Source organism: Pseudomonas sp. B21-054, from assembly GCF_026016345.1.
GTDB lineage: Bacteria > Pseudomonadota > Gammaproteobacteria > Pseudomonadales > Pseudomonadaceae > Aquipseudomonas.
In genome coordinates this window covers 4,015,293-4,036,472 of the sequence record NZ_CP087204.1, presented here as the reverse complement: position 1 = coordinate 4,036,472, position 21,180 = coordinate 4,015,293, and the positions used below count along the sequence as shown (strand labels likewise).

Here is a 21,180-nt window from a genome sequence, read left to right as displayed (position 1 = left end):
GCTGCGCGATGAATAACGAAAAGCCTGCAATACTTGGATTTCACTATAAGGTCGTGGTGACGCAACGTTTTTTTGATGCCCAGGCCATCGAGCATCTAAGACAGCACGGCTGCGAAGTCGTGATTGCCGAACTCAGGCAGGGACAGGCTGACGCCGATCTCAGTGAACCTCAATTGAGAGCCCTCCTGGACGAAGCGGACGGCTGGATCGTTGGGCATGCCAGCGTGACGGCAAGTTTATTGGAATCACTCCCTCGCCTGAAAGTCATTGCCCGTCGGGGCGTGGGCTATGAACGGGTCGATACGGCGGCGGTAAAAGCGGCGGGGAAGGTGGCGACGATTGCGATCGGTGGAAACGACGCAAGCGTGGCTGATCACACCGTTGCGCTGATGCTCGCCGTATGCCGTCAGCTCAAACAATGTCAGTCGGGGCTTGCCGCCGATGATTGGACGATTCCTCTGGGAAGCGATCTTTATCGTAAGACAGTGGGGGTCATTGGCTTGGGCCGAATCGGCCAAGGCGTGTTGCGACGCCTGGCTGGGTTTGATGTGAAACCGCTGGTTTGTACCCCCCATCCCGACGCGACCCACGCCAACGGTATCGCGCCGGATTGCTTTGTCGATCTGGAAACCCTGCTCAGGGAAAGCGATTTCGTTTCGCTTCATGCGCCGCTCAATCCAGCCACCAACGGACTGATCGATGAGCATGCCTTGAAGCTGATGAAGCCTTCCGCCGTGCTGATCAATACGGCCAGAGGCGGTTTGGTGCGCGATGCACAATTGTTGCGGGCGCTTCAGGAAAACCAACTGGCAGGGGCGGGGCTGGATGTCTTCGAAAGCGAGTCGGATCCCGCGCTTTCGAGGGTCACCCAACAACTGATCAAGCTGCCTAACGTAGTGGCGACTCCCCATGTTGGCGCCTCTACGGTCGAGGGCCTCAGTCGTACCAACTTAATCGCGGCCCAATGCGTGGTGGCGGTCCTGGAAGGGCGTAGCCCACCGAGGCACTGCGTCATTGCCGACGGACGACCTACCACAGACGTCGAGGAGAACCTATGAACGCCCCGATAAAAGTGCTTACGCCAACGGGCGCAATCGGTACCGGTTTTTCAAGGGACGCTTTCATCAAGGCGCTTCTGGAGCGCCCTGATGTGATTGCCATGGACGCAGGGTCGACCGACTCGGGTCCTCACTATCTTGGGACAGGCACGACGAAGGCATCGGCTTCGATACTGCGTGCAGAATTGCGAGTATTCATGCAGGCGCGCGCGGAACTGGGTATCCCATTGATCATTGGCAGCTGTGGCACCTGTGGTTCCGATGCCGGCGTCGATTTGATGCGAGGCCTGTGTGAAGAGGTCGCGCTAGAGCTGGGTCAAGTTGTGCGCATTGCAAGCATCTACAGCGAGCAGTCGGCGAGCATCGTAAAACAAGCGTTAGCGCAGGGGCGTATCCGGCCCCTGCAACTGGAGCACATCGACGATGCACTGGTGGATCGCTGCTCGCGAATCGTTGCGCTGATGGGGGTGGAGCCCTTCATTCATGCTCTCCAGGACGGCGCGGATATCATTCTGGCGGGTCGTTCCACCGACACCGCGGTCATGGCCTCGCTGCCGATTATGCGAGGTGCCAATCCCGGGGCCGCCTGGCATGCCGGGAAGATTCTGGAATGCGGCGCATCGTGCACAACGACCCCAGCCGCCGCGGTAGTCATGGCCGCAATCGACGATACCGGTTTCACCATCAAGGCCATCGGCGAAGGCGCCCGGCTCACGCCACGGTCGGTGATGGCCCATATGCTTTATGAGAACAGCAATCCCCACGTGCTCATTGAGCCTGGCGGTGTATTGCAGGTGGAAGGGGCCACCTACACCGCGCTGGATGCACAAACCGTCCGGGTGCAAGGTTCGGTTTGGCAGCCGAGTGAAGACTACACGGTCAAGTTGGAAGGGGCCGCGCCTTGCGGCTTCCAGTCGGTGGTCATGAGCATTGTCCGTGACCCGGAGTATCTCCAGCGCTTTGATGAATGGCTTGCCTGTCTCGATTCAGTGATGCGTCAGCGAATCGAGAAACACCTGGGGATCGGACCGGAGGACTATGACTTGCAGTTTCGCGCCATTGGCAAGAATTCAGCGTTAGGAGAACTCGAATCGCGCTCGGGCACGCCGGTGGAGATAGGCGTCATGGCGATCGCGACATCAGCGACTGCCGACTGTACGAAAGACATGGTCGCTTTGCTCAACCCCTACATGCTGCATTTTCCGCTGCCTGGCGATAAAGACCTGCCAACCCATGCGTTTCCTTTTTCACCGGCCTCCATGGACCGGGGAGAGGTGTATGAGTTCGTGCTCAGCCATGTGATGGTCGTGGCTGACCCCCTGGCGTCTTTCCGGTTTGACATAAAAACAATTCAAGGGGACGCGAGATGAATACTCTGCAAGCACTCGGCTACGAGATTCGTTCGAAGAACGCCGGGCCGTTTTCCCTGACGATTGATGTGTTCTGTAGAGACTCGGAGACGTTCAGGAAGCTGGCTACAGAACCGAAACTGCAGGCGCAGGCGATTGCCGGTGTTTTTCAAAAAAACGCGGACTCGATCAGCATTTTCCCGATCGAGGCATTGAACGTCATCAAGATCAGCTTGCCACGCCCCGTGGTGCAAGGTGCCTTGCATGACCGCGATATGCACGGTGCCCAATGGGCTTTTATCCTGATGGACGCTTTACTTGAACCCGACAGGACGACCATTGATGCGGCGCGATGAAAGCCTGTCAGCGGCGCCAGGTTCGGTTCATCCCGACTTGACCGCCGTCGCAACGATACTAAAGGAACAGGGGCTGCTCCCTATTGTTCACGGCGACGTAGAAAGCGTACGGGCTCAACTGGAGCGGATCAATGCATGGGCGGCACAACGCAGCGTGCCGCTGTCGTATGAACGCACGCTGACGTTTTCCGTCAATGGCCGTATGGTTCCTTGCAAACTCTACTGGCCGGACGGCGATGAGACGCCGGGGTTGATGTTCTATTGCCATGGCGGTGGGTTTCGCCACGGTTCGCTCGCCGGTTGGGACGCGCCTCTGCGTCAGTGGGTGCGCGAGACCGGCCTGGCCGTTTTGTCCATCGACTATGCACTGTCGCCGCAATATCGCTTTCCGGTGGCGTTCGAGGAGGTGGTGTCGATCGTAAGCCGAGTCATGAAACTGGGGTCCATCACTGATTGTCCGGTACGCGGTTATACCCTCGGTGGCGATTCAGCTGGTGCCAACCTGGCACTGGGCGCGGCGGTTGCCTTGCGTGATGCGGGCATTGATGCGTTGCGCCAGCTGGTGCTGTTCTACGGCAGCTACTCGCGCAATGTGACTTCTGATTCGTGGCAAAGGCTTGGCGGATATGGAGGTCAGCACCTATCGACCGAAACGATGAGCGCTTATTGGGCGAGTTACCTGGGCAACGATGAAGACGACTGGCGTGTGCAGCCGATTATTGCGGATCTGGCGGGCCTTCCTCCGGTGCGGATGGTGGTCGGTGAGCTGGATCCCTTGCTCGATGAAAACCATGAGCTGGCAGACAAACTCCGCGAGGCCGGCGTGGCGACGAACCTGGAGGTGCTGGCAAACATGACTCACGGATTTATTCGATTCAACGAAGTCGCACCGGTCGTGCAAGACGTCATCCGTACACAGGGTGCCGCTTTGCGAAAGGCCCTCTTCTAGCCAGGCGAACATTCAATGATGACTTTTCCAACAGTTGCAACGGCTGCCACCCTCGCGCGAATGTGCCTCGGGGCACTCGCGGTCGTGGCCTTCAGTGCCATGGCTGCCGACAAGCTGCCCATCGGTCCCGCTGCGGGAGACATGGACCTTTCGCCCTTTTATCGATGGTCCGGTGCCATGCCGGCGCTTCCCGGCGCGGTACTGAAAAACGAAGTCATGCCACAGCAAGAGAAGCTGCCGGCCGCCTCGCAAGCCATCCGTCTGCTGTACAGCTCCACTGACCAACGCTGGCATTCGGGACGCGTCCCCGTCAGCGGAGCGCTGTATTTGCCGGCTGTTCCTCCGCCACCTGGAGGCTGGCCTTTGCTGGCTTGGGCGCACGGTACGCTTGGGATAGCCGATGTCTGTGCACCCTCGTGGGCTGGATGGCGGAGTCGTGACGCCGCCTATATCAACCGCTGGCTGGAACGAGGGTATGCCGTTGTCGCGACGGACTATCAAGGTCTTGGAGGTCCGGGGCCGCACCCTTATTCATTTTGGCGGGCGGAAGGCAGTTCCGTCCTGGATGCGATTCGGGCCGCCCGCTCGATCAAGCCTGGCCTGATCTCCAATCGCATTATCCTGGCTGGGCAATCCCAGGGTGGAGGGGCGGCGCTAGGCGCGGCGCAGCTCGCCGACACGTACGCACCGGAACTTAATATCCTCGGTGCGGTGTTGACGGCTCCCAACAGCACGTTTCCCGACGGGCCCGTCTCGGTGCCTGAGCGCCAGTCCAATACGGTTTTCCTGGCATTGGCGTCCGGCGGTCTACGTGAAAACAGCCCGCCAATAGAGACGCTGCTGACGCCTGCCGGCCTGGAGCTTCTTGGCATCGCCCGGCAGGGCTGTACACGGGACCTCGCGCTCAAGTCTCGGGAATTGCAGGTCGACTCATTCGCCCAGTTGTTGACCATTTCTGCTGAAGCGCTGAAGGCCCTGCGCAGGCCAACCACCGATATGCCACAGAAATTGATTCCTTTTCCGTTGTTCATTGCGACTGGCCAAGCTGACAGGACGATCATACCGCTGCGGCAATACGCGGTAGCGATGGCGTTGTGTGCGGCTGGCAACCATGTTGCCTGGCGGGTTTATGACGGCTTGGGGCATGACGGTGTGATGCACGGCTCATTGGATGAAGCCTTTGTTTTCGCGCGCGCTCGACTTGATGGCCAGGACTACGGGTCCACCTGTGCCGTGAATCAGGAGCCAGGTCCACCCGGTGAACGGAACCCGAGTGCGCCGTTCAATGACGATTGATTCAGCTCGCGTGTCCAACGATCCCCTCGGCGTTCATCGTGCATGAATCGGTCTTCCCGGCATCTGCCTCTGCCCGAAGACCTTCGGGTGTTCCTTACGGTTCTGCGCCAGGGCGGCTTCGCTGCCGCGGCGCAGGAGTTGGGCCTGTCGCCTGCCTACGTCAGTAAGCGCATCCGCGTGCTTGAAGAGACACTGCACACGCGCCTGCTTCATCGTACCAGCCGCCGGATTGCCCTGACGGACGATGGCGAGCGCACTCGTCGATGGGCGCTGCGCATCCTCGATGATTTCATGCAACTGGATGACGAGTTGTCCGACGCCCATGATCATCCCAGTGGAACGCTGCACGTCTGCAGCAGTTTTGGCTTCGGTCGTAACCACGTCGCCCCGGCGCTTTCTGAACTGGCCAAGCGTTACCCTGAGCTTGAGCTTCGCTTGGACCTCTTCGACCGGACCGTGGACCTGGTGGCGGAAGGTTTTGACCTTGAAATTCGGGTCGGCGAGCACACCTCGCCTCAACACATCGGCCGTCGCCTGGTGCGCAACCAGCGGGTGCTCTGTGCCGCCCCCAGCTACCTCGCCGAACGGGGTACACCGAGCTGCCTGGCTGATCTTGACGCCCACGACTGCCTGATGATCAAGGAGCGCGGTAATGCCCTTGGCGTCTGGCAGTTGCGGGGGCATGAACAGGAGCACAACGTCCGCGTCCAAGGCCGCTTGTCATCCAACCACGGGGAGGTGGCCCTGCAATGGGCGCTGGATGGCCGCGGCATTCTGTTGCGTTCACTCTGGGACGTACAGTCGCTGCTCAGCGTTGGCCATCTGGTGCACGTGCTGGTTGCCTATAGTCAGCCTGCGGACGTGTGGGCGTTGTATCCCTCAAGGCTTGCCCAATCAGGCAAGCTGCGGGTATGCGTGGAGTTCCTGCAAACGCACTTCGAAAAACGTTGGCGTCAATTCGAGTCGTAGGCCTGATGCCCCCTTCAGTGGCGAATGCCATCTGTCGATGTTGGCGGCGGAGCCGGGAAGCAATCATGCGAGCCAAGGGTGGGTCCTCAGGTGCCGCGCCTCGAATACCCGTATAGCCTCGGTCTTTTGCAGCGTACGACCGATCGCATCGAGCCCATCCATTAGCGCCTGCTTGCGCAGCTGGTCGATCGCGAATGCCACGTCGATGCCGCTGCTCAGGCGGATGCATTGCGCCGGTAGATCGATTTCGATGGCGGCGCGATGGGCTTGGGATATTTCTTCCATGACCAGGTTGTGGTGACTCGTGTCCAGCTCAATCAATAGCACGCCGTTGCGCTGGCAGTTGTCGTAAAAGATGCCGGCAAAGCGTGTGCCGATCAGCGCCCGTATGCCCATCTGCTTGAGCCCCCACACGGCATGTTCGCGGCTGGACCCGCAACCGAAGTTCGGCCCGACCACGAGGAAGCGAGCATCCTGCCAGCCAGGGCGATTCAGGATGAAGTCCGGATCTGGCGTGCCGTCCGGCAGCCAGCGAAGGTCATAGAACAGTCCGCGTGCCAGGCCACTGCGGTCGATGCCTTTGAGGAACTGTTTGGGCATGATCACGTCGGTATCGACGTTGGCTGCCGGGAAGGGGGCGGCGATGCCCGATACCTGGATAAATGGGTCCATGGGTCAGTACTCCCGATTGAGGCTGCGAACGTCTGTGAGATGGCCGGCCAGGGCTGCGGCGGCAACCATGCTCGGACTCATGAGATGCGTGCGTGCACCGGCGCCCTGGCGGCCTTCGAAATTCCGATTGGTGCTGGAGGCGCAGCGATCGCCGGGGCCGAGCACGTCGTCATTCATTGCCAGGCACATGGAACAGCCCGACTGCCGCCATTCGAATCCCGCGTCGCGGAAAATATCCGCCAGGCCTTCTGCCTCCGCCTGGGCCCTCACTGGCGTTGAACCGGGCACGATCATGGCGCGCACACCCGCTGCGACATGTCGGCCCCTGACAATCCCTGCGACTTTCCGTAGATCCTCGATGCGTGAATTAGTACACGATCCGATGAAGGCGTGGGTGATGGGGATACCTGCCAGGGGCGCGCCCGGCTCAAGGTCCATGTAGCGCAGGGCACGTTGCAGGTCGGCACGACGAATGAGGTCGGGCTCGGACATGGGATCAGGCACTAGATCGTCTATCGACGTTGCCTGGTCCGGGCTGGTGCCCCAACTCACCATGGGGTGTAGGGAGCTGGCATCCAGCTCCACTTCGAGATCGAACCGGGCGCCTTCGTCACTGTGAAGCTCACGCCATTGCTCTTCAGCCAGCTTCCAATCTTCGCCCTTCGGCGCGCGCGGCTTGGTGACGAGGTACGCAAACACTTTTTCGTCCGGTGCCATGAACGCACCGCGAGCACCCGCTTCGACGGCCATGTTGCAAATGGTCATTCGTGCTTCAACGCTGATAGCATTGATGGCCGGACCAGTAAACTCTATGACGTATCCCGTCGCCCCGTCAGCACCGATCGCGGCGATCATCGCCATGACGATGTCTTTCGATTCCACATTGGCGGGCAACGTGCCCCGGACCGTCACGCGAAGGGTCTTGAGGCGCTTGTAGACCAGCGTTTGGGTCGCCAGCAGATGCTCGATTTCCGACGTTCCGATACCAAAGCCAAATGCGCCCAACGCCCCGTATGTCGTGGTATGGCTATCCCCGGCAGCGACGACCATGCCGGGCAGGATGAAACCTTGCTCCGGCGCCACGACGTGTTCAATGCCTTGCCGCGCATCGAGAATGTCGAACAACTCGATCCCGAAGTCCTTGCAGTTTTCTGCCAGGTAGCTGACCTGACGAGCACCGCCGGCGTCGGCCATGGCCTCATTGCGGGCGGCAACCGTGGGGTTGACATGATCGACCACGGCCAATGCACTCCGGGGCCGCCAGACCGAACGATTGGCTTCTCGTAAACCGGTGAATGCCTGAGGACTGGTGTACTCGTTGAGCACCTGACGGTCTATGTAGAGCAGCAGATGATCGTTATCGTCGAGACGGCAAACGGTGTGCGAATCGAGATATTTATCGTAGAGGGTGCGAGGTATATTCATGGAGGTCCGGGCGCTCATAAAATCGATGGCTGGATACTCCGGCCAGGCGTAGCTTCGATCAATCGCCAAGCTGTGAAACCAAGCTTCATGAAACGTGTTCGATTCGGCTGGCCTCAACAGAAGGGATTCGCCATCGCTGCGTTCACCAGCAGTTGGTCGGCCCAGACGGGCGCCCGGCCAATTCTGACAAGAATGTCAGGAAGCGGTCAGCCCCAGGACACCTTTGTCCTATAGGCTGGTGGATGGTCTACACGCCTGCTCGGACCGCTTGAGACATAAATCAGGGACTGTCAGGACCCGCGCTGCTTCCACAGAGGAGTTACCCGATGCGTTTGCTCATCATTGAGGACGAAGAAAAGACGTCCTCTTATGTGCATCGTGGCTTGAGCGAGCTCGGCTACATTGTCGATGTCGCGACGAATGGCATCGATGGCCTGCACTACGCGCTGGAGATGGATTACGACGTCGTGATCCTGGATGTCATGTTGCCGGGCAAGGACGGCTACGGCGTGCTGCAGGGCTTGCGCCTGCACAAGAAGACTCCGGTCATCATGTTGTCGGCAAGGGGCACGGTGGATGATCGTGTCCGGGGGCTGCGAGAGGGCGCCGATGATTACCTGGCCAAACCCTTTTCCTTCGCCGAACTGGTCGCGCGCGTCCAGGCATTGATCCGGCGTCGCGCCGATGACACCGCCGACCCGACGCACTTGCGCATCGATGACCTGGAGGTCGACCTGCAGGCACGCAAGGTCACCCGGGCCGGGCTGCGGTTGGATCTGACGGCCAAGGAGTTCTGCCTGTTGAGCCTGCTGGCGCGACACCAGGGTGAAATTCTTTCCAAGTTGATGATTGCCGAGCAGGTCTGGGACATGAATTTCGACAGTGACGCCAATGTGGTCGAAGTGGCGATCAAACGCGTGCGATCCAAGGTGGATGCACCTTATCCACGCAAGCTGCTGCACACCGTCCGTGGCATGGGTTATGTACTGGAAAGTCGTGAAGCCGATGGCAGGCAAAATGGGACACCATGATGAAAGGATCGATAGCCAAGCGACTCGCCCTGATGTTTGCCCTTGCCGTCATGCTGATCACCGCGATCAGCGCGACACTGTTGCGCTGCTCTTTGAAGCAATCGCTCGAAGCCCAGATGCAAAACGAGTTGATCCTGCGCCATTCTGTCCTCGACCCCGTGCTTGCAAAATACGATTCCCCGGCATTCTGGGTCGGTTTGCGTCAGAAACTCGATGGCCTGACGCCCGCGGATGAGCGGGTGCGGTACTGGATTCTGGTTGAAAACCCTGACTACACATATGGTGGGCCGATGCCGGACGGCCAGGATTGGTCGAAGCGTCCGGATGGATTTTTCACCGTCGAGGTACCGGAGCGAGATCGTCCCATGGTGCTGTCGATCAAGACCATCGCCGCCATGGGGAGCCGTCCGGAGCTGCGTTTTATCGTGGGACTCGATTCAACGCCGTTCATGAAGACCCTGGACCATTTCACCAGGACGCTGATCCTGACGTCGGCGGTGGGCGTCGTGTTGGTTGCGCTGCTCGGTTACTGGATCGCGCGTTTCGGCCTGGGCCCGGTCAGGCGACTGAGCCGTCAGGCCAACAGCCTGCCGCCGGGTGATTCAAAACAACGCCTGGACACCGAGGCGCTGCCAAGCGAGTTGCAGGAAATGGCGGTGTCGTTCAACGGCGCCCTGGCTCGCCAGGAAGCCGCCTGGTGCCAGCTCGAAGGATTCAATGCCAATGTGGCCCACGAATTGCGAACGCCTCTGACCAACCTGATCGGGCAGACCCAGGTCGCGTTGGCCCACGGACGGGACGTGAATGAGCTTCAGGATCTGTTGCAGTCGAACCTCGAAGAGCTGGAACGGATGGGCACCATCGTCAATGACATGCTGTTCCTGGCGGGCGCCGAAAGCGGTCAGCGGGCAACCGAGTTGAGTGATGTCTCGCTTTATGAAGAAGCCTCGAAGACCGTGGAATACCTGGAGCCCGTTTTGCTCGACAAACAGTTGAGTGTGGTGATCGACGGCGACATGCGCGTATGCATCGACCGGCGTCTTTTCCACCGATCCCTGGCCAATCTGCTGCAAAACGCGGCGCGCTACGCAGTGCCGGCGAGCACCATCACGGTGAGCCTGGAAAACCGTGGAGTGCAGGCCACGGTGAGTGTTTCCAATGCCGGGGCGCCCATTGATAACGTGCACCTGGAGCACTTGTTCGAGCGTTTCTATCGGGCTGACGCCGCCAGGGCGCGAAGCGACGCGCACCATGGCCTGGGACTCTCCATCGTGCGGGCGGTGGCGTCCATGCACGGCGGACGCGTGTTCGCCCACAGCAAGGACGGGCTCAACACTTTTGGATTTTCCCTGGCGAGCCAAGCCGCGCGCTAGCCGCCGCTGCCCACTCCCGCCCAGACATTGCCATGCCTGAGTGAACACCGGCGTTTCTCCTGCGCCGGCGTTTGACATCTTCCTGTCAGTCAGCAGTCACCTTGACGTCAGTGTCCCCCTCCTAGAGTGCTACGACCGTCCCGGTAAGGACAGTCGTGGAGTCCACTATGAACATTCAAAACGTATCGATCACCGGTTTGCTGGCGGTGATCGCCTTGAGCGGTTCGCCTCTGTTCGCCGAAGAACAATCGGCCCCCCCTGAATACGAATATGGCATGCCGCTGGACATCGCCCAGGTCGTTCGCATCGATGAGCCGAGATCGCAGGCATGCGAGGTCGTGCGAGCAAAGATGACGTACGTCGATACCCAAGGGGTGACGCAGCGCATCAGCTTTCTGAAATTGGCCGAGGCGTGCGTGCTCCAGTGAGCCGCCTGTCATTGCAACTCATCATTCCAATAGGGAACTCAGTCATGTGGAATAAAACAACACCGGTAATGAACCTTGAGAACAACATCAGCCGACTTGGGACGTTGGCGCGTACCCTTGCCGCAGGTGTCTTGCTGCTGAGCGCCATGAGCATCGAAGCGTCTGCTCGTGTTGCACCGAAACCCGACTGGTCGACCGGCGATATACCCTCCCAGAGGGGCCGAATCGTCTTGATCACCGGCGGCACCAGCGGCATGGGCTATGAGGATGCGCTGGCACTGGCGCGTGCCGGCGCCGAAGTGATTATCGCCGCGCGCAATCCAGAGCGCGGCGCGGAGGCCATCGCACGCATCCAGATGTCGGTGCCCGATGCCAAGGTGCGGTTCGAGGCCGTGGACCTGGCCAACCTTTCCTCCGTGAGCGGTCTGGCCCAGCGCCTCAATCAGAAGCTGTCGCGCCTTGACGTGTTAATCAACAATGCCGCGATCATGGCGCCTCCCGAACGAGGTACGTCTGCGGATGATCTCGAGCTTCAGTTGGCGACCAATTACCTGGGGCATTTCGCGCTCACCGGTCTGTTGATGCCGCTCTTGCGTCAAAGCCAGGACGCCCGCGTGGTGAGCCTTTCAAGCATTGCCGCCGTGCGTGGCACCCTGAACTTCGATGACCTTCAGGCCGAGCAGAAGTACGACCCGTATGCGGCCTACGCGCAATCGAAACTGGCCATCCTGAATTGGGCGTTCGCATTGCAGCGGCGCAGTGACGCCGAACGTTGGGGCATTCGCAGCATCGCTGCGCACCCCGGCGTCGCCGTGACCGAGTTGGTCGCGCGCGGTCCCGGCCTCAACAGCGCGTTCGGCCAGCGCTGGGCAGAAGGCCGCGATGCGTACCACTCCGCGGCACAAGGGGCGTTGCCCACGCTGTATGCCGCCACTGCACCGGAAGCCGTCGGCGGCGCCTATTACGGCCCAACCGGTGACGAAGAAAAGCGTGGGCCGCTGGGCTTCGCCAAGACGCCCGCCGCCGCAACCGAGGAGGCGGATGCCGAACGGCTTTGGGCTGTCTCCGAGCGACTGACCGGCGTGGTCTATCGCTGATGCACCTGGGGTGCGGGAATCCGTCCCGTGCCCGCCTTTTGGCTTGTCGTCGTCTCCCAGGAGTTCCCATGAGTACGCCTTCCTACCTGCATCGTCTGAGCCTGGCGCTTAACGCACAAGACGATGAACTGCGTCCGGCACTGTGCGGGTTTATGCTGTTCCTCTGCCTTTTCACTGGCTATTTCATGCTGCGCCCGATCCGTGAATCCATGGGGATCACGGCGGGCGTGGAGAATTTGCAATGGCTGTTCACCGCAACCTTCCTGGTCATGTTGGCGGCCGTCCCGATGTTTGCCTGGCTCAGTTCTCGGGTTCCGCGCCTGCGCCTCGTTGATTGGATATACGGGTTCTTCGCCATCAACTTGCTGATGTTCGTCGAGCTGTTTGAGTTCCAGCCGGACAGCGTATGGCTAGCCCGTACCTTTTACGTATGGATCTCGGTGTACAACCTGTTCGTTGTGTCTGTGGCCTGGAGCCTGATGGCGGATGTCTTCGATGGTGAGCAGGCTAGACGTCTATTCGCTTTCATTGCCGCGGGGGCCAGTGTGGGTGGCCTGCTGGGGCCAGCATTGAGTGCGATGCTCATCGAAACGCTCGGCGCGTCAGGGTTGATGTTTCTGGCAGCCTTGCTGTTAGGCGCCGCCCTGGCGCTGAAACAGCCACTGATGCGCTGGCGCGCCACGGGTGGGGCCGGTCGACCCGGTGCCGCGCTGACACAAAGCCCCCGCCAACCCCTGGGTGGCAATCCATTCAGCGGCTTGACCGCCGTGCTCAAGTCGCCTTACTTACTGGGGATTGCAGGTTTCGTGGTGTTGTTGGCGACGGTGAGCACTTTTCTCTATTTCGAGCAGGCTCGTTTGGTGGCTGAGTTGTTTCCTGATCGCGAGGCGCAGGTGCGCGTCTTTGGCACCCTTGATTTCATCGTGCAAGCCGGTGCGTTGCTCTCTCAGTTATTCATCACCGGACGCATCGCACCGAAGCTGGGCGTCGGGGCGTTGCTGGCAGTTGTACCGCTGTTGATGTGCATCGGCTTCCTGGGCCTCGCCCTGGCGCCGGGTTTCGCGGTGCTGGCGGCATTGATGATCGTGCGGCGGATCGGCGAGTATGCATTCGTCCGACCGGGCCGGGAAATGCTCTTTGCACCGCTGGATGCCGAGAGCAAGTACAAGGCCAAGAACCTGATCGACACCGTCGTTTACCGCGCAGGGGATGCCGTCAGCGGCTGGGCCAAGAGCCTGCTCGACATGCTGGGGCAGGGGGCCGGCATGACAGCAGTGATCGGCGCCGGTTGCGCATTGCTGTGGGGGTACCTGGGCTTTCAGTTGGGGCGGCAGGCCGATCACTTGCAGGGCGAGTCGGTCCCAATGCAGGCGAGCGCCGCCGAAACTTAACGACTTGATGAGGCGCCGGAGCTTGCCTGGCTGTTCGAGCGACCATCACTTGTCGGCCGCGAAGGCTTCATGCTTGTGAGCGTCAAGCACCTGCAAGCGCTTCGTCAGTGCGGCATGAATGTTGTTGTAGGCCGTACTGCCGAGCGCCAGACGAAAGGGGGGAAGAGGCTGATCCAATGCCTGCATCATCGTTTCCACCGTGCGCTGCGGGTCACCTTTCACTGGAAACGTGCCTGACTGCAACGTCATGCGAATCTTGTCGGCCGGTGTATCGGCATAGGCAGGCGATGCTTGGGCATAGTCGACGCCTGCGCCGAAGCCAGTATCCGTCGGCCCTGGTTCAGCCAGGATGAAGTCAATACCGAAGCCAGCGACTTCTTGCGCAACGGCCTCCACGAATCCTTCAATGCCCCATTTACTGGCGTGATAAAGGCTGAAACCGGGATAAGCGACCTGTCCTCCTTCCGAGGAGACCTGCATGATCCGGCCACCGCCTTGGCGGCGCAAATGAGGAAGCACGGCACGGATCAGCTGGATGCTGCCCGTGAGATTGGTTGCCAGTTGCCGGGCAATCTGTTCGTCGCTCAACTCCTCGGCGGCTCCCACTAACCCATAACCCGCGTTACTGATGACATAATCCACTGGGCCAGCTTGTCCAAAAGCGGCATCGACGGTTTGGCGAACGTTTGCCGTGTCGGTGAGGTCAAGTACGAATACCGATAGTCGCTCTGGGAAACGTGCCTTCAGCTCATCCAGGGCACGAAGCTTGCGCACCGTCGCGATGACGCGGTCGCCGCGTTGCAGGGCATGTTCGGCAAGCGCGCGTCCGAGTCCAGAGGATGTACCGGTGATAAACCATGTCTTAGCCATATCGTTTTTTCCTCTCGTTGGTGTTGAGCCCATGCTAGGTTCGATCGCAGGTGGGAAAAACCCCCATAAACGGAACGTGCTGGTGAGGAAACTTCACCAATGAAGAGACCTTCCTGGGGAGACTTGAACGCACTCGCCGAAATCATCGCCCGACGCAGCTTTCGCGAAGCGGCGGATTCGCTCGGCGTGAGTCGGTCTTCCCTCAGCCACGCCGTTCGTACACTCGAGCGGGACTTGGGGGTGCGTTTGCTTCACCGCACGACGCGCAGTGTTTCGCCTACGCCAGAGGGCGAGCGCCTGGTCAACGGCATGCTGCCGCTCATGGGGGCCATGGATGAGGTGCTGTCTGATTTTGCTAATGCTGACGGCCAGCTGCGTGGCATTTTGCGTATCAATGGCAACGAGGCGGGGATACGTGAGTTGCTAGCCACTGCCGTGCCGCGCTTCGTCGAACTGCACCCGCGTGTGGAGCTGGATCTGGTCGTCGACGGGGCCTTGGTGGACATCATTGAGCGTGGGTTTGATGCAGGTGTTCGCCTGATGGACAAAGTGCCGCGTGACATGATCGCGGTGCCGATTGGACCGCCCGTAAGGTTTGTCGTGGTGGCATCGCCAGGGTACCTGGCCCGCCATAGTCCTATCACCGAACCGGAGATGCTCCGCCAGCATTGCTGCATCCGGCAAAGGTTGCCCAGTGGCAAGCGCTATCGCTGGGAGTTTGTCCGTGCTGGCTGCGCGATGACAGTCGATGTGCCAGGCCAACTGACTCTGAATGACAACGCCTTGATGGTCCAGGCAGCAATCGATGGGCTGGGTGTTGCCTACGTTCCCGAACAGTATGCTGAAGCGGCGATCAGCGAGGGTCGGCTGCTAACGGTATTGTTGGATTGGTGCCCTCCAGAGCCAGGACTTGCTCTGTATTATTCGGGACATCGTCAGATACCGGCACCTCTTGGCGCCCTGATCAAGATCCTGAGGCAATCGTGAATGCGACCTTCGGCTGTGAGGCGTTGCAGCTCCTTTCAATCTGTCCCGTTTCGCCGAAGCCCAGCGGCCGGTGTTCGATCGGGTCATGGAGGCACTGCGGCACGCGTGGACCCCGGACACGCCGACCGCACCGATCACCTGTCCGTCGACGATAACGCGGCTTCGACCAGTTCAATCCAATGCCTGACAGGGGTTCGACCTGCACCGTCGAGGTGGGTCTGGCAGCCGATATTGGCGGTGACAATGATTTCGGGGTGCTCGCTTTCCAAGGCATTGAGCTTGTTGTCGCGCAGTTGCCGAGACAGTTCGGGTTGGGTCAGCGAATAAGTGCCCGCCGAGCCACAGCACAGGTGGCTGTCGGGAACAGCGGTGAGGTTGAATCCCAGGCTTGTCAGAATGGCTTCAACGGCACCGCCGAGTTTTTGCGCGTGCTGCAAAGTGCAAGGGCAGTGGAACGCCAGGCGCTGGTCGCTGTGCACACCGAGTTTATCCAGCGGCTCGTCGCGCAGGACTTCAACCAGGTCCTTGGCCAGGGCACTGACCCTTTTCGCCTTGTCGGCATACGCCGGGTCGGTGCTGAGCAGGTGCCCATAGTCTTTGATGAAGGCTCCGCAGCCGCTGGCGGTTTGCACGATGGCCTCGGCACCGCTTTCAATGCTCGGCCACCATGCGTCGATGTTACGGCGGGCATGATCGAGGCCGGCGGCCTGGGCGTCCAGGTGATAGTCCAGCGCACCGCAACAACCGACCTCGCGAATCGGGGTGACACTGATCCCGAGTCGATCCAGTACGCGGGCGGCGGCCGCGTTGGTATTGGGCGACAGACTCGGCTGCACGCAGCCTTCGAGCATGAGCACTTGCCGGGTATGGCGGGTGGTCGGGCGTGGTTTTGCCGGATACACGTTGCGCGGTAATTTGACTTGCAGCGTGTTGGGCAGCAAGGCGCGGAAAACCTGGCCACTGCTCAGCAGCCCTTTGAACAGCCCCGGATTGGGCAGGACGCCGCGCAATCCCTCACGCAATAGGCGCTGGCCGAGTGGGCGCGGGACGGCCGCATCGACCACCGCCCGGCCGATGTCCAGCAAGTTGTGATAGTCGACGCCGGAAGGGCAGGTGGTTTCGCAATTGCGGCACGACAGGCAACGATCCAGGTGTTCCTGGGTCTTGCGGGTCACTTCATTGCCTTCGAGCACCTGCTTGATCAAGTAGATACGCCCCCGTGGGCCATCCAGTTCATCGCCCAGCAGTTGATAGGTCGGGCAGGTGGCGTTGCAGAAACCGCAGTGCACGCAACTGCGCAGAATGCGTTCGGCTTCTGCGGCACGGGGCAGTCGGCGGGCGTCTTCGCTCAAGGTGGTCTGCATGGTTCAAAGCTCCGCGTACAGGCGACCGGGGTTGAAGAGGCCCCGTGGATCGAGTTGCTGTTTCAAGTTCCGGTGGTAGCGCATCAGCGCGTCGGGCAGTGGTTGGAATGGACTGTCGATCAGGCCATGGCTGTAGCAGGTCGCATGTCCGCCGACCGTTTCGACGACCGCGCGAATGAGGGGCGCTTCGGCGTCGGATTTGAGCCAGCGCTGGGCGCCGCCCCAATCGATCAGTTGAACGCCCGGCAACGACAGTCGGGGTGCGTTCTGCGGCAAGGAAAGGCGCCAGAGCGGCTGACTCTCATCGAAGAAACTCAATCGATGTTCGTTCAGGTCTTGCCAGTACGAAGCGTCCAGCAACTCCCCGCCCAAACGGTCATGGGCCGCCGCCACTGAGCCTTCGCCGCCCTCGAGCCGCAGGTGCAGGCGCTGGCCGTCGTGACAGGCGGCGCTGATCGGCAGTGGTTGTTGCCCCCATTCCGCCAGGCGTAGCAAGGCACGATCACTGTCCATTTCCAGGCTGATACTCAGGGTTTTTCGTGGGTTCGGCAGGACCTTGAGGGACACTTCGGTTATCACGCCCAGCGAGCCGTAACTGCCGGCCATCAAGCGCGACAGATCGTAGCCGGCGACGTTCTTCATGACCTCGCCGCCAAAGCGCAAATGCTTGCCCTGGCCGGTGATGACCCGTGTCCCGAGGACGCAGTCGCGGACCGATCCTGACCAGGGGCGTCGCGGCCCCGAGAGTCCACAGGCAATCATGCCGCCCACCGTGGCGTCGTCACCGAAGGAGGGCGGTTCGCAAGGCAGCATCTGCTGCGCCGCGTCCAGCACTTCAGACAAGTGTGCCAACGGCGTGCCGCAGCGCGCGGTGATCACCAGTTCGGTCGGGTCGTAGCTGACGATGCCCCGGTGGGAGCGGGTATCGAGGACTTCTCCCGCCACGTTGCGCCCGAGGAACGCCTTGCTGTTGGAACCTTGGATGCGCAGCGGAGTGGCGTTTTGCAGCGCCTGGTTGACCTGCTCCAGCAGCGCGGCGCTGTCATCCATATCGTGTTCGCTGCGCATCAGAAACGCTCCAATTCAGGAAAGGGCATCTGACCCATATGCACGTGCATGGCGCCAAACTCGGCGCAGCGATGCAGTGTCGGAATATTCTTGCCCGGGTTGAGTAACCCGCTCGGATCGAACGCAGCCTTGACGGCATGGAACACGGTCAGCTCATCGCTATTGAACTGCGCGCACATCTGGTTGATCTTCTCGCGGCCCACACCGTGTTCACCGGTAATGCTGCCGCCGACCTTCACACACAATTCGAGGATCTTGCCGCCCAGGGCTTCGGCGCGGTCGAGTTCACCCGGTTGATTGGCATCGAACAGAATCAGTGGATGCATGTTGCCGTCGCCGGCGTGGAAAACGTTGGCCACGCGCAGGTCGTATTCGGCTGATAACGCCGCGATCGCCTGCAGCACACCGGGCAGCTCTCGGCGTGGGATCGTCCCGTCCATGCAGTAGTAATCCGGTGAGAGACGGCCCACCGCCGGAAAGGCATTCTTGCGCCCGGCCCAGAAACGCACGCGTTCGGCCTCGTCGCGGGCCTGGCGCACTTCGGTGGCGCCGGCCTGTTCCAGCACATGGCGTACGCGGTCGCAGTCATCATGGACGTCGGCTTCTACACCATCGAGTTCGCACAACAGTATCGCTTCGGCGTCGACCGGGTAGCCGGCGTGGATGAAGTCTTCGGCGGCGCGAATGGCCAGGTTGTCCATCATCTCCAGACCGCCCGGAATGATGCCCGCGGCAATAATGTCACCCACGGCGCGACCCGCCTTTTCGACGGAATCGAAGGCGGCCAGCAGTACCTTGGCGGTTTGCGGTTTGGGCAGCAGTTTGACCGTGACCTCGGTGATGACACCGAGCATGCCTTCGGAACCGGTGAACAACGCCAGCAGATCGAAACCGGGTGAGTCGAGTGCCTGTGAACCCAGCGTCAGGTGTTCACCGTCGACGGTGAGGATGTCGACCTTGAGCAGGTTGTGTACGGTCAAACCGTATTTCAGGCAATGTACGCCGCCGGCGTTCTCCGCCACGTTGCCGCCGATTGAACAGGCGATCTGGGAGGACGGGTCCGGCGCGTAGTACAGGCCAAACGGCGCGGCGGCCTGGGAAATCGCCAGGTTACGAACGCCTGGTTGGACGCGGGCCGTGCGGGCGGTGGGGTCGATGTGGAGGATTTTGTTGAAGCGCGCCATCACCAGCAGCACGCCTTTTTCCAGCGGCAGTGCACCGCCGGACAAACCCGTGCCCGCACCGCGGGCGACGACCGGCACCTGCCGTTCATGGCAGAGCCGGAGCACGCCCTGGACCTGATCGATGTGGCGCGGCAGTACCACCAGCATTGGCGTAGTGCGATAGGCGGAAAGTCCGTCGCATTCGTACGGTTTGAGCTCTTCGCCCTGGTGCAGGATTTCCAGATCGGGCCACTGGGTCTGCAGGGCCCGCAGCAGGGCGTTTTTGTCGACGTCGGGCAGGACACCGTCAACGCGTTCATCGTAGAGAATGTTCATAGTCGGTGGACGACGCTCAGTTGTTTTTATTAGCGGTCTGTTCAACTACAGCTGACTTGCATCATTGGCCCGGGGCGTTTTACTGTCCATGTGTTGTTTGACTGGTCGAACCAGTTCTTTAACCTTGATTGTTTTGTTTATCTAAAAAATAACCCTAAAAACAGCCAGTTATTGCCGTGCCTGAACAGTTTTGATACCGCTGGTGAAGCTGGTCATACCAGTTGGAGGTTCAATGGACAGCGCAGAAGCGAGCCGTCATCTGCAAGTCGCCGACGTGGTCTGTGAGCGCATCGAGCGCCTGATCGTCGACGGGGTGCTCAAGACCGGGCAACTGTTACCTTCGGAGCGGCGGCTGACGGAAAAACTCGGCGTCTCCCGCACCGCCCTTCGCGAGGGGCTGAAGTTGTTGCGCGCTCGCGGGATTATCAGGACCGAGCAAGGCAAGGGGTCATTCGTGGCCGACCTGTCGGGGCATGGCTTGGCGTCACCGCTGATGCACCTGTTCAGCTCGCAGCCACGAACGCTCTATGATTTATTCGAGGTCCGCAGCTTGCTCGAGGGCGAGTCCGCGCGTCTGGCGGCCTTGCGCGGGACCGAGGCCGATTTCGTCCTCATCACCCGCAGCTACGAGGCGTTGCTCGATGCCCACAGCCGTTCGCTGGAGGCGAGCGAACATGCCCGGCTCGATCATGCGTTTCACCTGGCGATTTGCGAGGCGTCGCACAATCCGGTATTGGTGCAAACCCTGCGTTCGCTGACGGATCTGTTGCTCAACTCGGTATTTGCCTCGGTCAACAACCTCTACCACCGCGAACCGCAAAAGCGTCAGATCGACCGTCAACACGCGCGGCTCTACAACGCTGTCACCGGCCGCTTGCCGGAGCAGGCGCGCAAGGCGGCCATCGCTCACATCCAGAGCATCTGCGAGAACCTCAAGGAAATCGAAAGCGAGGAACAACGCTTGGTTCGGGCGACGTTGCGACTTGAGGGGTGGGCATGATGCAAGTCTGGATCACTTCGCTTAAGCCAAGGTGGTGCCGTTCCTCGCCAGCAAAGATGCACCGTTCTTGACGGGATACAGCCATGCTTGAGATTCCTGATCTGGCGATTGAGTCAGGCAATGAATGAGGCTGGTCGGGCAACGCTATGGACTATTGGTCAAGGCATACTCGTGATTCGGTTTCGTAGATCGCGCTATGAGCAATTGACCTTCGACGGAGTGGGGCAACAGCTTTTTACCAGACCACAGCGAATTTCCGCCGCCCTGGTGAGCTGTTTGATAAGCGCTACAGAGGCTTTTCTGACCTCCGGTGAGAGATTTGCGATCATCGCACTCTCTTCGGCCACCAGGTCGATGCGGATCTTCTGGTACAGCGCTTCACCCGCTTCTGTGGCTCGTATCTGAATGGCGCGTTTATCTTGCTGGTCAGCAGATCGCTCGACGTAGCCTTTGCGTTCAAGCGTATCGATGACTCGGCTCGCCGTGCTTTTATCAAGAAACATCTCCTCCGCCAGTGCCTGCATTCGCAATGGGCCCTGCTTGATCAGTGTCTCTACGGCGTAGCACTGAGTCACGGAAACGTCATAGCAACAGATTCGGTCTCGGTCTCTAAATTGATAGACGCGTACTAACTGATTGACGGCTTCAAATAGGTTTTCAGCATCACTGATGAGGTGGGTATCGGTACGCTGGGTCATAAATTTCTCTTCAGTTGTTACTACCAACAGTAGCTTTCAAGGGGTGGAGCTGCAACCACCAATATGGGGGTTGACATTCCACAAATCGGATACCTATATTGGTTGCGAGTACCAACAAATAGTCTCGACCAGGTCGATTGATAGCCCATTGATTGTGGTCTCGGAGGGACGGGGGAAAGATTTCTACGCGCGTCCTTCTCAAAAAATAACAGAACGAATGCTGGAAAACCCGTCGTGAAGGGGCCGGTAGAATCGTCGAAAAATCATGTCACTTCCTGCAGTCTGCCGATTTTCGACCTC

General features: G+C 60.2%; 20 protein-coding genes. 13 read left to right on the top strand and 7 right to left on the bottom strand.

The window, feature by feature from the left end; genetic code table 11:
* Window positions 1-8: 8 nt before the first annotated feature.
* From LOY70_RS17580 to LOY70_RS17555, 6 genes are read left to right on the top strand one after another with little or no spacing between them, the layout of a single operon-like run.
* Window positions 9-1,058, top strand: a complete 1,050-nt coding sequence (locus LOY70_RS17580; protein WP_265028660.1) for a phosphoglycerate dehydrogenase — start codon at window positions 9-11, stop codon at window positions 1,056-1,058.
* The gene (locus LOY70_RS17575; protein WP_265028659.1) at window positions 1,055-2,428 is read left to right on the top strand and encodes a DUF1446 domain-containing protein; all 1,374 of its coding nucleotides are present in this window, start codon (window positions 1,055-1,057) and stop codon (window positions 2,426-2,428) included. The genes LOY70_RS17580 and LOY70_RS17575 overlap by 4 nt, the downstream gene beginning before the upstream one ends.
* The gene (locus tag LOY70_RS17570) at window positions 2,425-2,763 is read left to right on the top strand and encodes a DUF4387 domain-containing protein (RefSeq protein WP_265028658.1); all 339 of its coding nucleotides are present in this window, start codon (window positions 2,425-2,427) and stop codon (window positions 2,761-2,763) included. The genes LOY70_RS17575 and LOY70_RS17570 overlap by 4 nt, the downstream gene beginning before the upstream one ends.
* A complete protein-coding gene (locus tag LOY70_RS17565; RefSeq protein ID WP_265028657.1) occupies window positions 2,750-3,712 on the top strand; it encodes an alpha/beta hydrolase in 963 nt (320 codons plus the stop codon). Before LOY70_RS17570 ends, LOY70_RS17565 begins: the two co-directional genes overlap by 14 nt.
* A gap of 15 nt (window positions 3,713-3,727) precedes the next feature.
* Window positions 3,728-5,008, top strand: a complete 1,281-nt coding sequence (locus tag LOY70_RS17560; protein ID WP_265028656.1) for a lipase family protein — start codon at window positions 3,728-3,730, stop codon at window positions 5,006-5,008.
* A 42-nt stretch (window positions 5,009-5,050) separates the two neighbouring features.
* A complete protein-coding gene (locus LOY70_RS17555; RefSeq protein ID WP_265028655.1) occupies window positions 5,051-5,977 on the top strand; it encodes a LysR substrate-binding domain-containing protein in 927 nt (308 codons plus the stop codon).
* Window positions 5,978-6,040: 63 nt separating this feature from the next.
* On the opposite strand, the gene leuD is transcribed toward LOY70_RS17555, so the two are convergent.
* Both leuD and leuC read right to left on the bottom strand, forming a co-directional pair.
* Window positions 6,041-6,649, bottom strand: coding sequence for a 3-isopropylmalate dehydratase small subunit (leuD, locus tag LOY70_RS17550; RefSeq protein WP_265028654.1), 609 nt, complete (start codon window positions 6,647-6,649; stop codon window positions 6,041-6,043).
* A gap of 3 nt (window positions 6,650-6,652) precedes the next feature.
* Window positions 6,653-8,074 (bottom strand): 3-isopropylmalate dehydratase large subunit, encoded by a 1,422-nt coding sequence (leuC, locus tag LOY70_RS17545; protein WP_265038102.1) that lies wholly within the window; start codon window positions 8,072-8,074, stop codon window positions 6,653-6,655.
* A gap of 326 nt (window positions 8,075-8,400) precedes the next feature.
* On the opposite strand from leuC, the gene LOY70_RS17540 reads away from it, so the two are divergent.
* The 5 genes from LOY70_RS17540 to LOY70_RS17520 all read left to right on the top strand — a co-directional run bounded on the left by LOY70_RS17540 (window position 8,401) and on the right by LOY70_RS17520 (window position 13,394).
* Window positions 8,401-9,105, top strand: coding sequence for a heavy metal response regulator transcription factor (locus LOY70_RS17540; RefSeq protein ID WP_265028653.1), 705 nt, complete (start codon window positions 8,401-8,403; stop codon window positions 9,103-9,105).
* Window positions 9,105-10,478: a heavy metal sensor histidine kinase gene (locus tag LOY70_RS17535; RefSeq protein ID WP_265028652.1), complete on the top strand. Its 1,374-nt coding sequence runs from the start codon at window positions 9,105-9,107 to the stop codon at window positions 10,476-10,478. Before LOY70_RS17540 ends, LOY70_RS17535 begins: the two co-directional genes overlap by 1 nt.
* A gap of 167 nt (window positions 10,479-10,645) precedes the next feature.
* On the top strand, window positions 10,646-10,906 hold the full coding sequence (locus LOY70_RS17530; protein WP_265028651.1) for a DUF2790 domain-containing protein: 261 nt from the start codon (window positions 10,646-10,648) through the stop codon (window positions 10,904-10,906).
* Window positions 10,907-10,950: 44 nt separating this feature from the next.
* Window positions 10,951-12,003 (top strand): oxidoreductase, encoded by a 1,053-nt coding sequence (locus tag LOY70_RS17525; protein WP_265028650.1) that lies wholly within the window; start codon window positions 10,951-10,953, stop codon window positions 12,001-12,003.
* A gap of 68 nt (window positions 12,004-12,071) precedes the next feature.
* Window positions 12,072-13,394, top strand: a complete 1,323-nt coding sequence (locus LOY70_RS17520) for an NTP/NDP exchange transporter (RefSeq protein ID WP_265028649.1) — start codon at window positions 12,072-12,074, stop codon at window positions 13,392-13,394.
* A gap of 45 nt (window positions 13,395-13,439) precedes the next feature.
* Here LOY70_RS17520 and LOY70_RS17515 read toward each other — a convergent pair whose 3' ends face one another.
* A complete protein-coding gene (locus LOY70_RS17515) occupies window positions 13,440-14,264 on the bottom strand; it encodes an SDR family oxidoreductase (RefSeq protein WP_265028648.1) in 825 nt (274 codons plus the stop codon).
* A 123-nt stretch (window positions 14,265-14,387) separates the two neighbouring features.
* Here LOY70_RS17515 and LOY70_RS17510 point away from each other — a divergent pair, with 123 nt between their 5' ends.
* Window positions 14,388-15,251 (top strand): LysR family transcriptional regulator, encoded by an 864-nt coding sequence (locus tag LOY70_RS17510; protein ID WP_265028647.1) that lies wholly within the window; start codon window positions 14,388-14,390, stop codon window positions 15,249-15,251.
* Window positions 15,252-15,385: 134 nt separating this feature from the next.
* On the opposite strand, the gene glcF is transcribed toward LOY70_RS17510, so the two are convergent.
* From glcF to glcD, 3 genes are read right to left on the bottom strand one after another with little or no spacing between them, the layout of a single operon-like run.
* Entirely contained in the window at window positions 15,386-16,615 is a 1,230-nt protein-coding gene (gene glcF, locus LOY70_RS17505) for a glycolate oxidase subunit GlcF (protein WP_265028646.1), read from the bottom strand.
* Between the two features lie 3 nt (window positions 16,616-16,618).
* Window positions 16,619-17,683, bottom strand: coding sequence for a glycolate oxidase subunit GlcE (glcE, locus tag LOY70_RS17500; protein WP_265028645.1), 1,065 nt, complete (start codon window positions 17,681-17,683; stop codon window positions 16,619-16,621).
* On the bottom strand, window positions 17,683-19,182 hold the full coding sequence (gene glcD, locus LOY70_RS17495; protein WP_265028644.1) for a glycolate oxidase subunit GlcD: 1,500 nt from the start codon (window positions 19,180-19,182) through the stop codon (window positions 17,683-17,685). Before glcD ends, glcE begins: the two co-directional genes overlap by 1 nt.
* 232 nt (window positions 19,183-19,414) lie before the next feature.
* On the opposite strand from glcD, the gene glcC reads away from it, so the two are divergent.
* A complete protein-coding gene (gene glcC, locus LOY70_RS17490) occupies window positions 19,415-20,182 on the top strand; it encodes a transcriptional regulator GlcC (protein WP_265028643.1) in 768 nt (255 codons plus the stop codon).
* 194 nt (window positions 20,183-20,376) lie between these two features.
* Here glcC and LOY70_RS17485 read toward each other — a convergent pair whose 3' ends face one another.
* A complete protein-coding gene (locus LOY70_RS17485) occupies window positions 20,377-20,880 on the bottom strand; it encodes a MarR family winged helix-turn-helix transcriptional regulator (RefSeq protein WP_265028642.1) in 504 nt (167 codons plus the stop codon).
* Between the last annotated feature and the right edge of the window lie 300 nt (window positions 20,881-21,180).

Bases quoted from the DNA above. Each gene is read 5' to 3' on its own strand.
- LOY70_RS17580 (WP_265028660.1), top strand. From the start codon at position 9: ATGAATAACGAAAAGCCTGCAATACTTGGATTTCACTATAAGGTCGTG.
- LOY70_RS17575 (WP_265028659.1), top strand. From the start codon at position 1,055: ATGAACGCCCCGATAAAAGTGCTTACGCCAACGGGCGCAATCGGTACC.
- LOY70_RS17570 (WP_265028658.1), top strand. From the start codon at position 2,425: ATGAATACTCTGCAAGCACTCGGCTACGAGATTCGTTCGAAGAACGCC.
- LOY70_RS17565 (WP_265028657.1), top strand. From the start codon at position 2,750: ATGCGGCGCGATGAAAGCCTGTCAGCGGCGCCAGGTTCGGTTCATCCC.
- LOY70_RS17560 (WP_265028656.1), top strand. From the start codon at position 3,728: ATGATGACTTTTCCAACAGTTGCAACGGCTGCCACCCTCGCGCGAATG.
- LOY70_RS17555 (WP_265028655.1), top strand. From the start codon at position 5,051: ATGAATCGGTCTTCCCGGCATCTGCCTCTGCCCGAAGACCTTCGGGTG.
- leuD (WP_265028654.1), bottom strand. From the start codon at position 6,649: ATGGACCCATTTATCCAGGTATCGGGCATCGCCGCCCCCTTCCCGGCA.
- leuC (WP_265038102.1), bottom strand. From the start codon at position 8,074: ATGAATATACCTCGCACCCTCTACGATAAATATCTCGATTCGCACACC.
- LOY70_RS17540 (WP_265028653.1), top strand. From the start codon at position 8,401: ATGCGTTTGCTCATCATTGAGGACGAAGAAAAGACGTCCTCTTATGTG.
- LOY70_RS17535 (WP_265028652.1), top strand. From the start codon at position 9,105: ATGAAAGGATCGATAGCCAAGCGACTCGCCCTGATGTTTGCCCTTGCC.
- LOY70_RS17530 (WP_265028651.1), top strand. From the start codon at position 10,646: ATGAACATTCAAAACGTATCGATCACCGGTTTGCTGGCGGTGATCGCC.
- LOY70_RS17525 (WP_265028650.1), top strand. From the start codon at position 10,951: ATGTGGAATAAAACAACACCGGTAATGAACCTTGAGAACAACATCAGC.
- LOY70_RS17520 (WP_265028649.1), top strand. From the start codon at position 12,072: ATGAGTACGCCTTCCTACCTGCATCGTCTGAGCCTGGCGCTTAACGCA.
- LOY70_RS17515 (WP_265028648.1), bottom strand. From the start codon at position 14,264: ATGGCTAAGACATGGTTTATCACCGGTACATCCTCTGGACTCGGACGC.
- glcF (WP_265028646.1), bottom strand. From the start codon at position 16,615: ATGCAGACCACCTTGAGCGAAGACGCCCGCCGACTGCCCCGTGCCGCA.
- glcE (WP_265028645.1), bottom strand. From the start codon at position 17,683: ATGCGCAGCGAACACGATATGGATGACAGCGCCGCGCTGCTGGAGCAG.
- glcD (WP_265028644.1), bottom strand. From the start codon at position 19,182: ATGAACATTCTCTACGATGAACGCGTTGACGGTGTCCTGCCCGACGTC.
- glcC (WP_265028643.1), top strand. From the start codon at position 19,415: ATGGACAGCGCAGAAGCGAGCCGTCATCTGCAAGTCGCCGACGTGGTC.
- LOY70_RS17485 (WP_265028642.1), bottom strand. From the start codon at position 20,880: ATGACCCAGCGTACCGATACCCACCTCATCAGTGATGCTGAAAACCTA.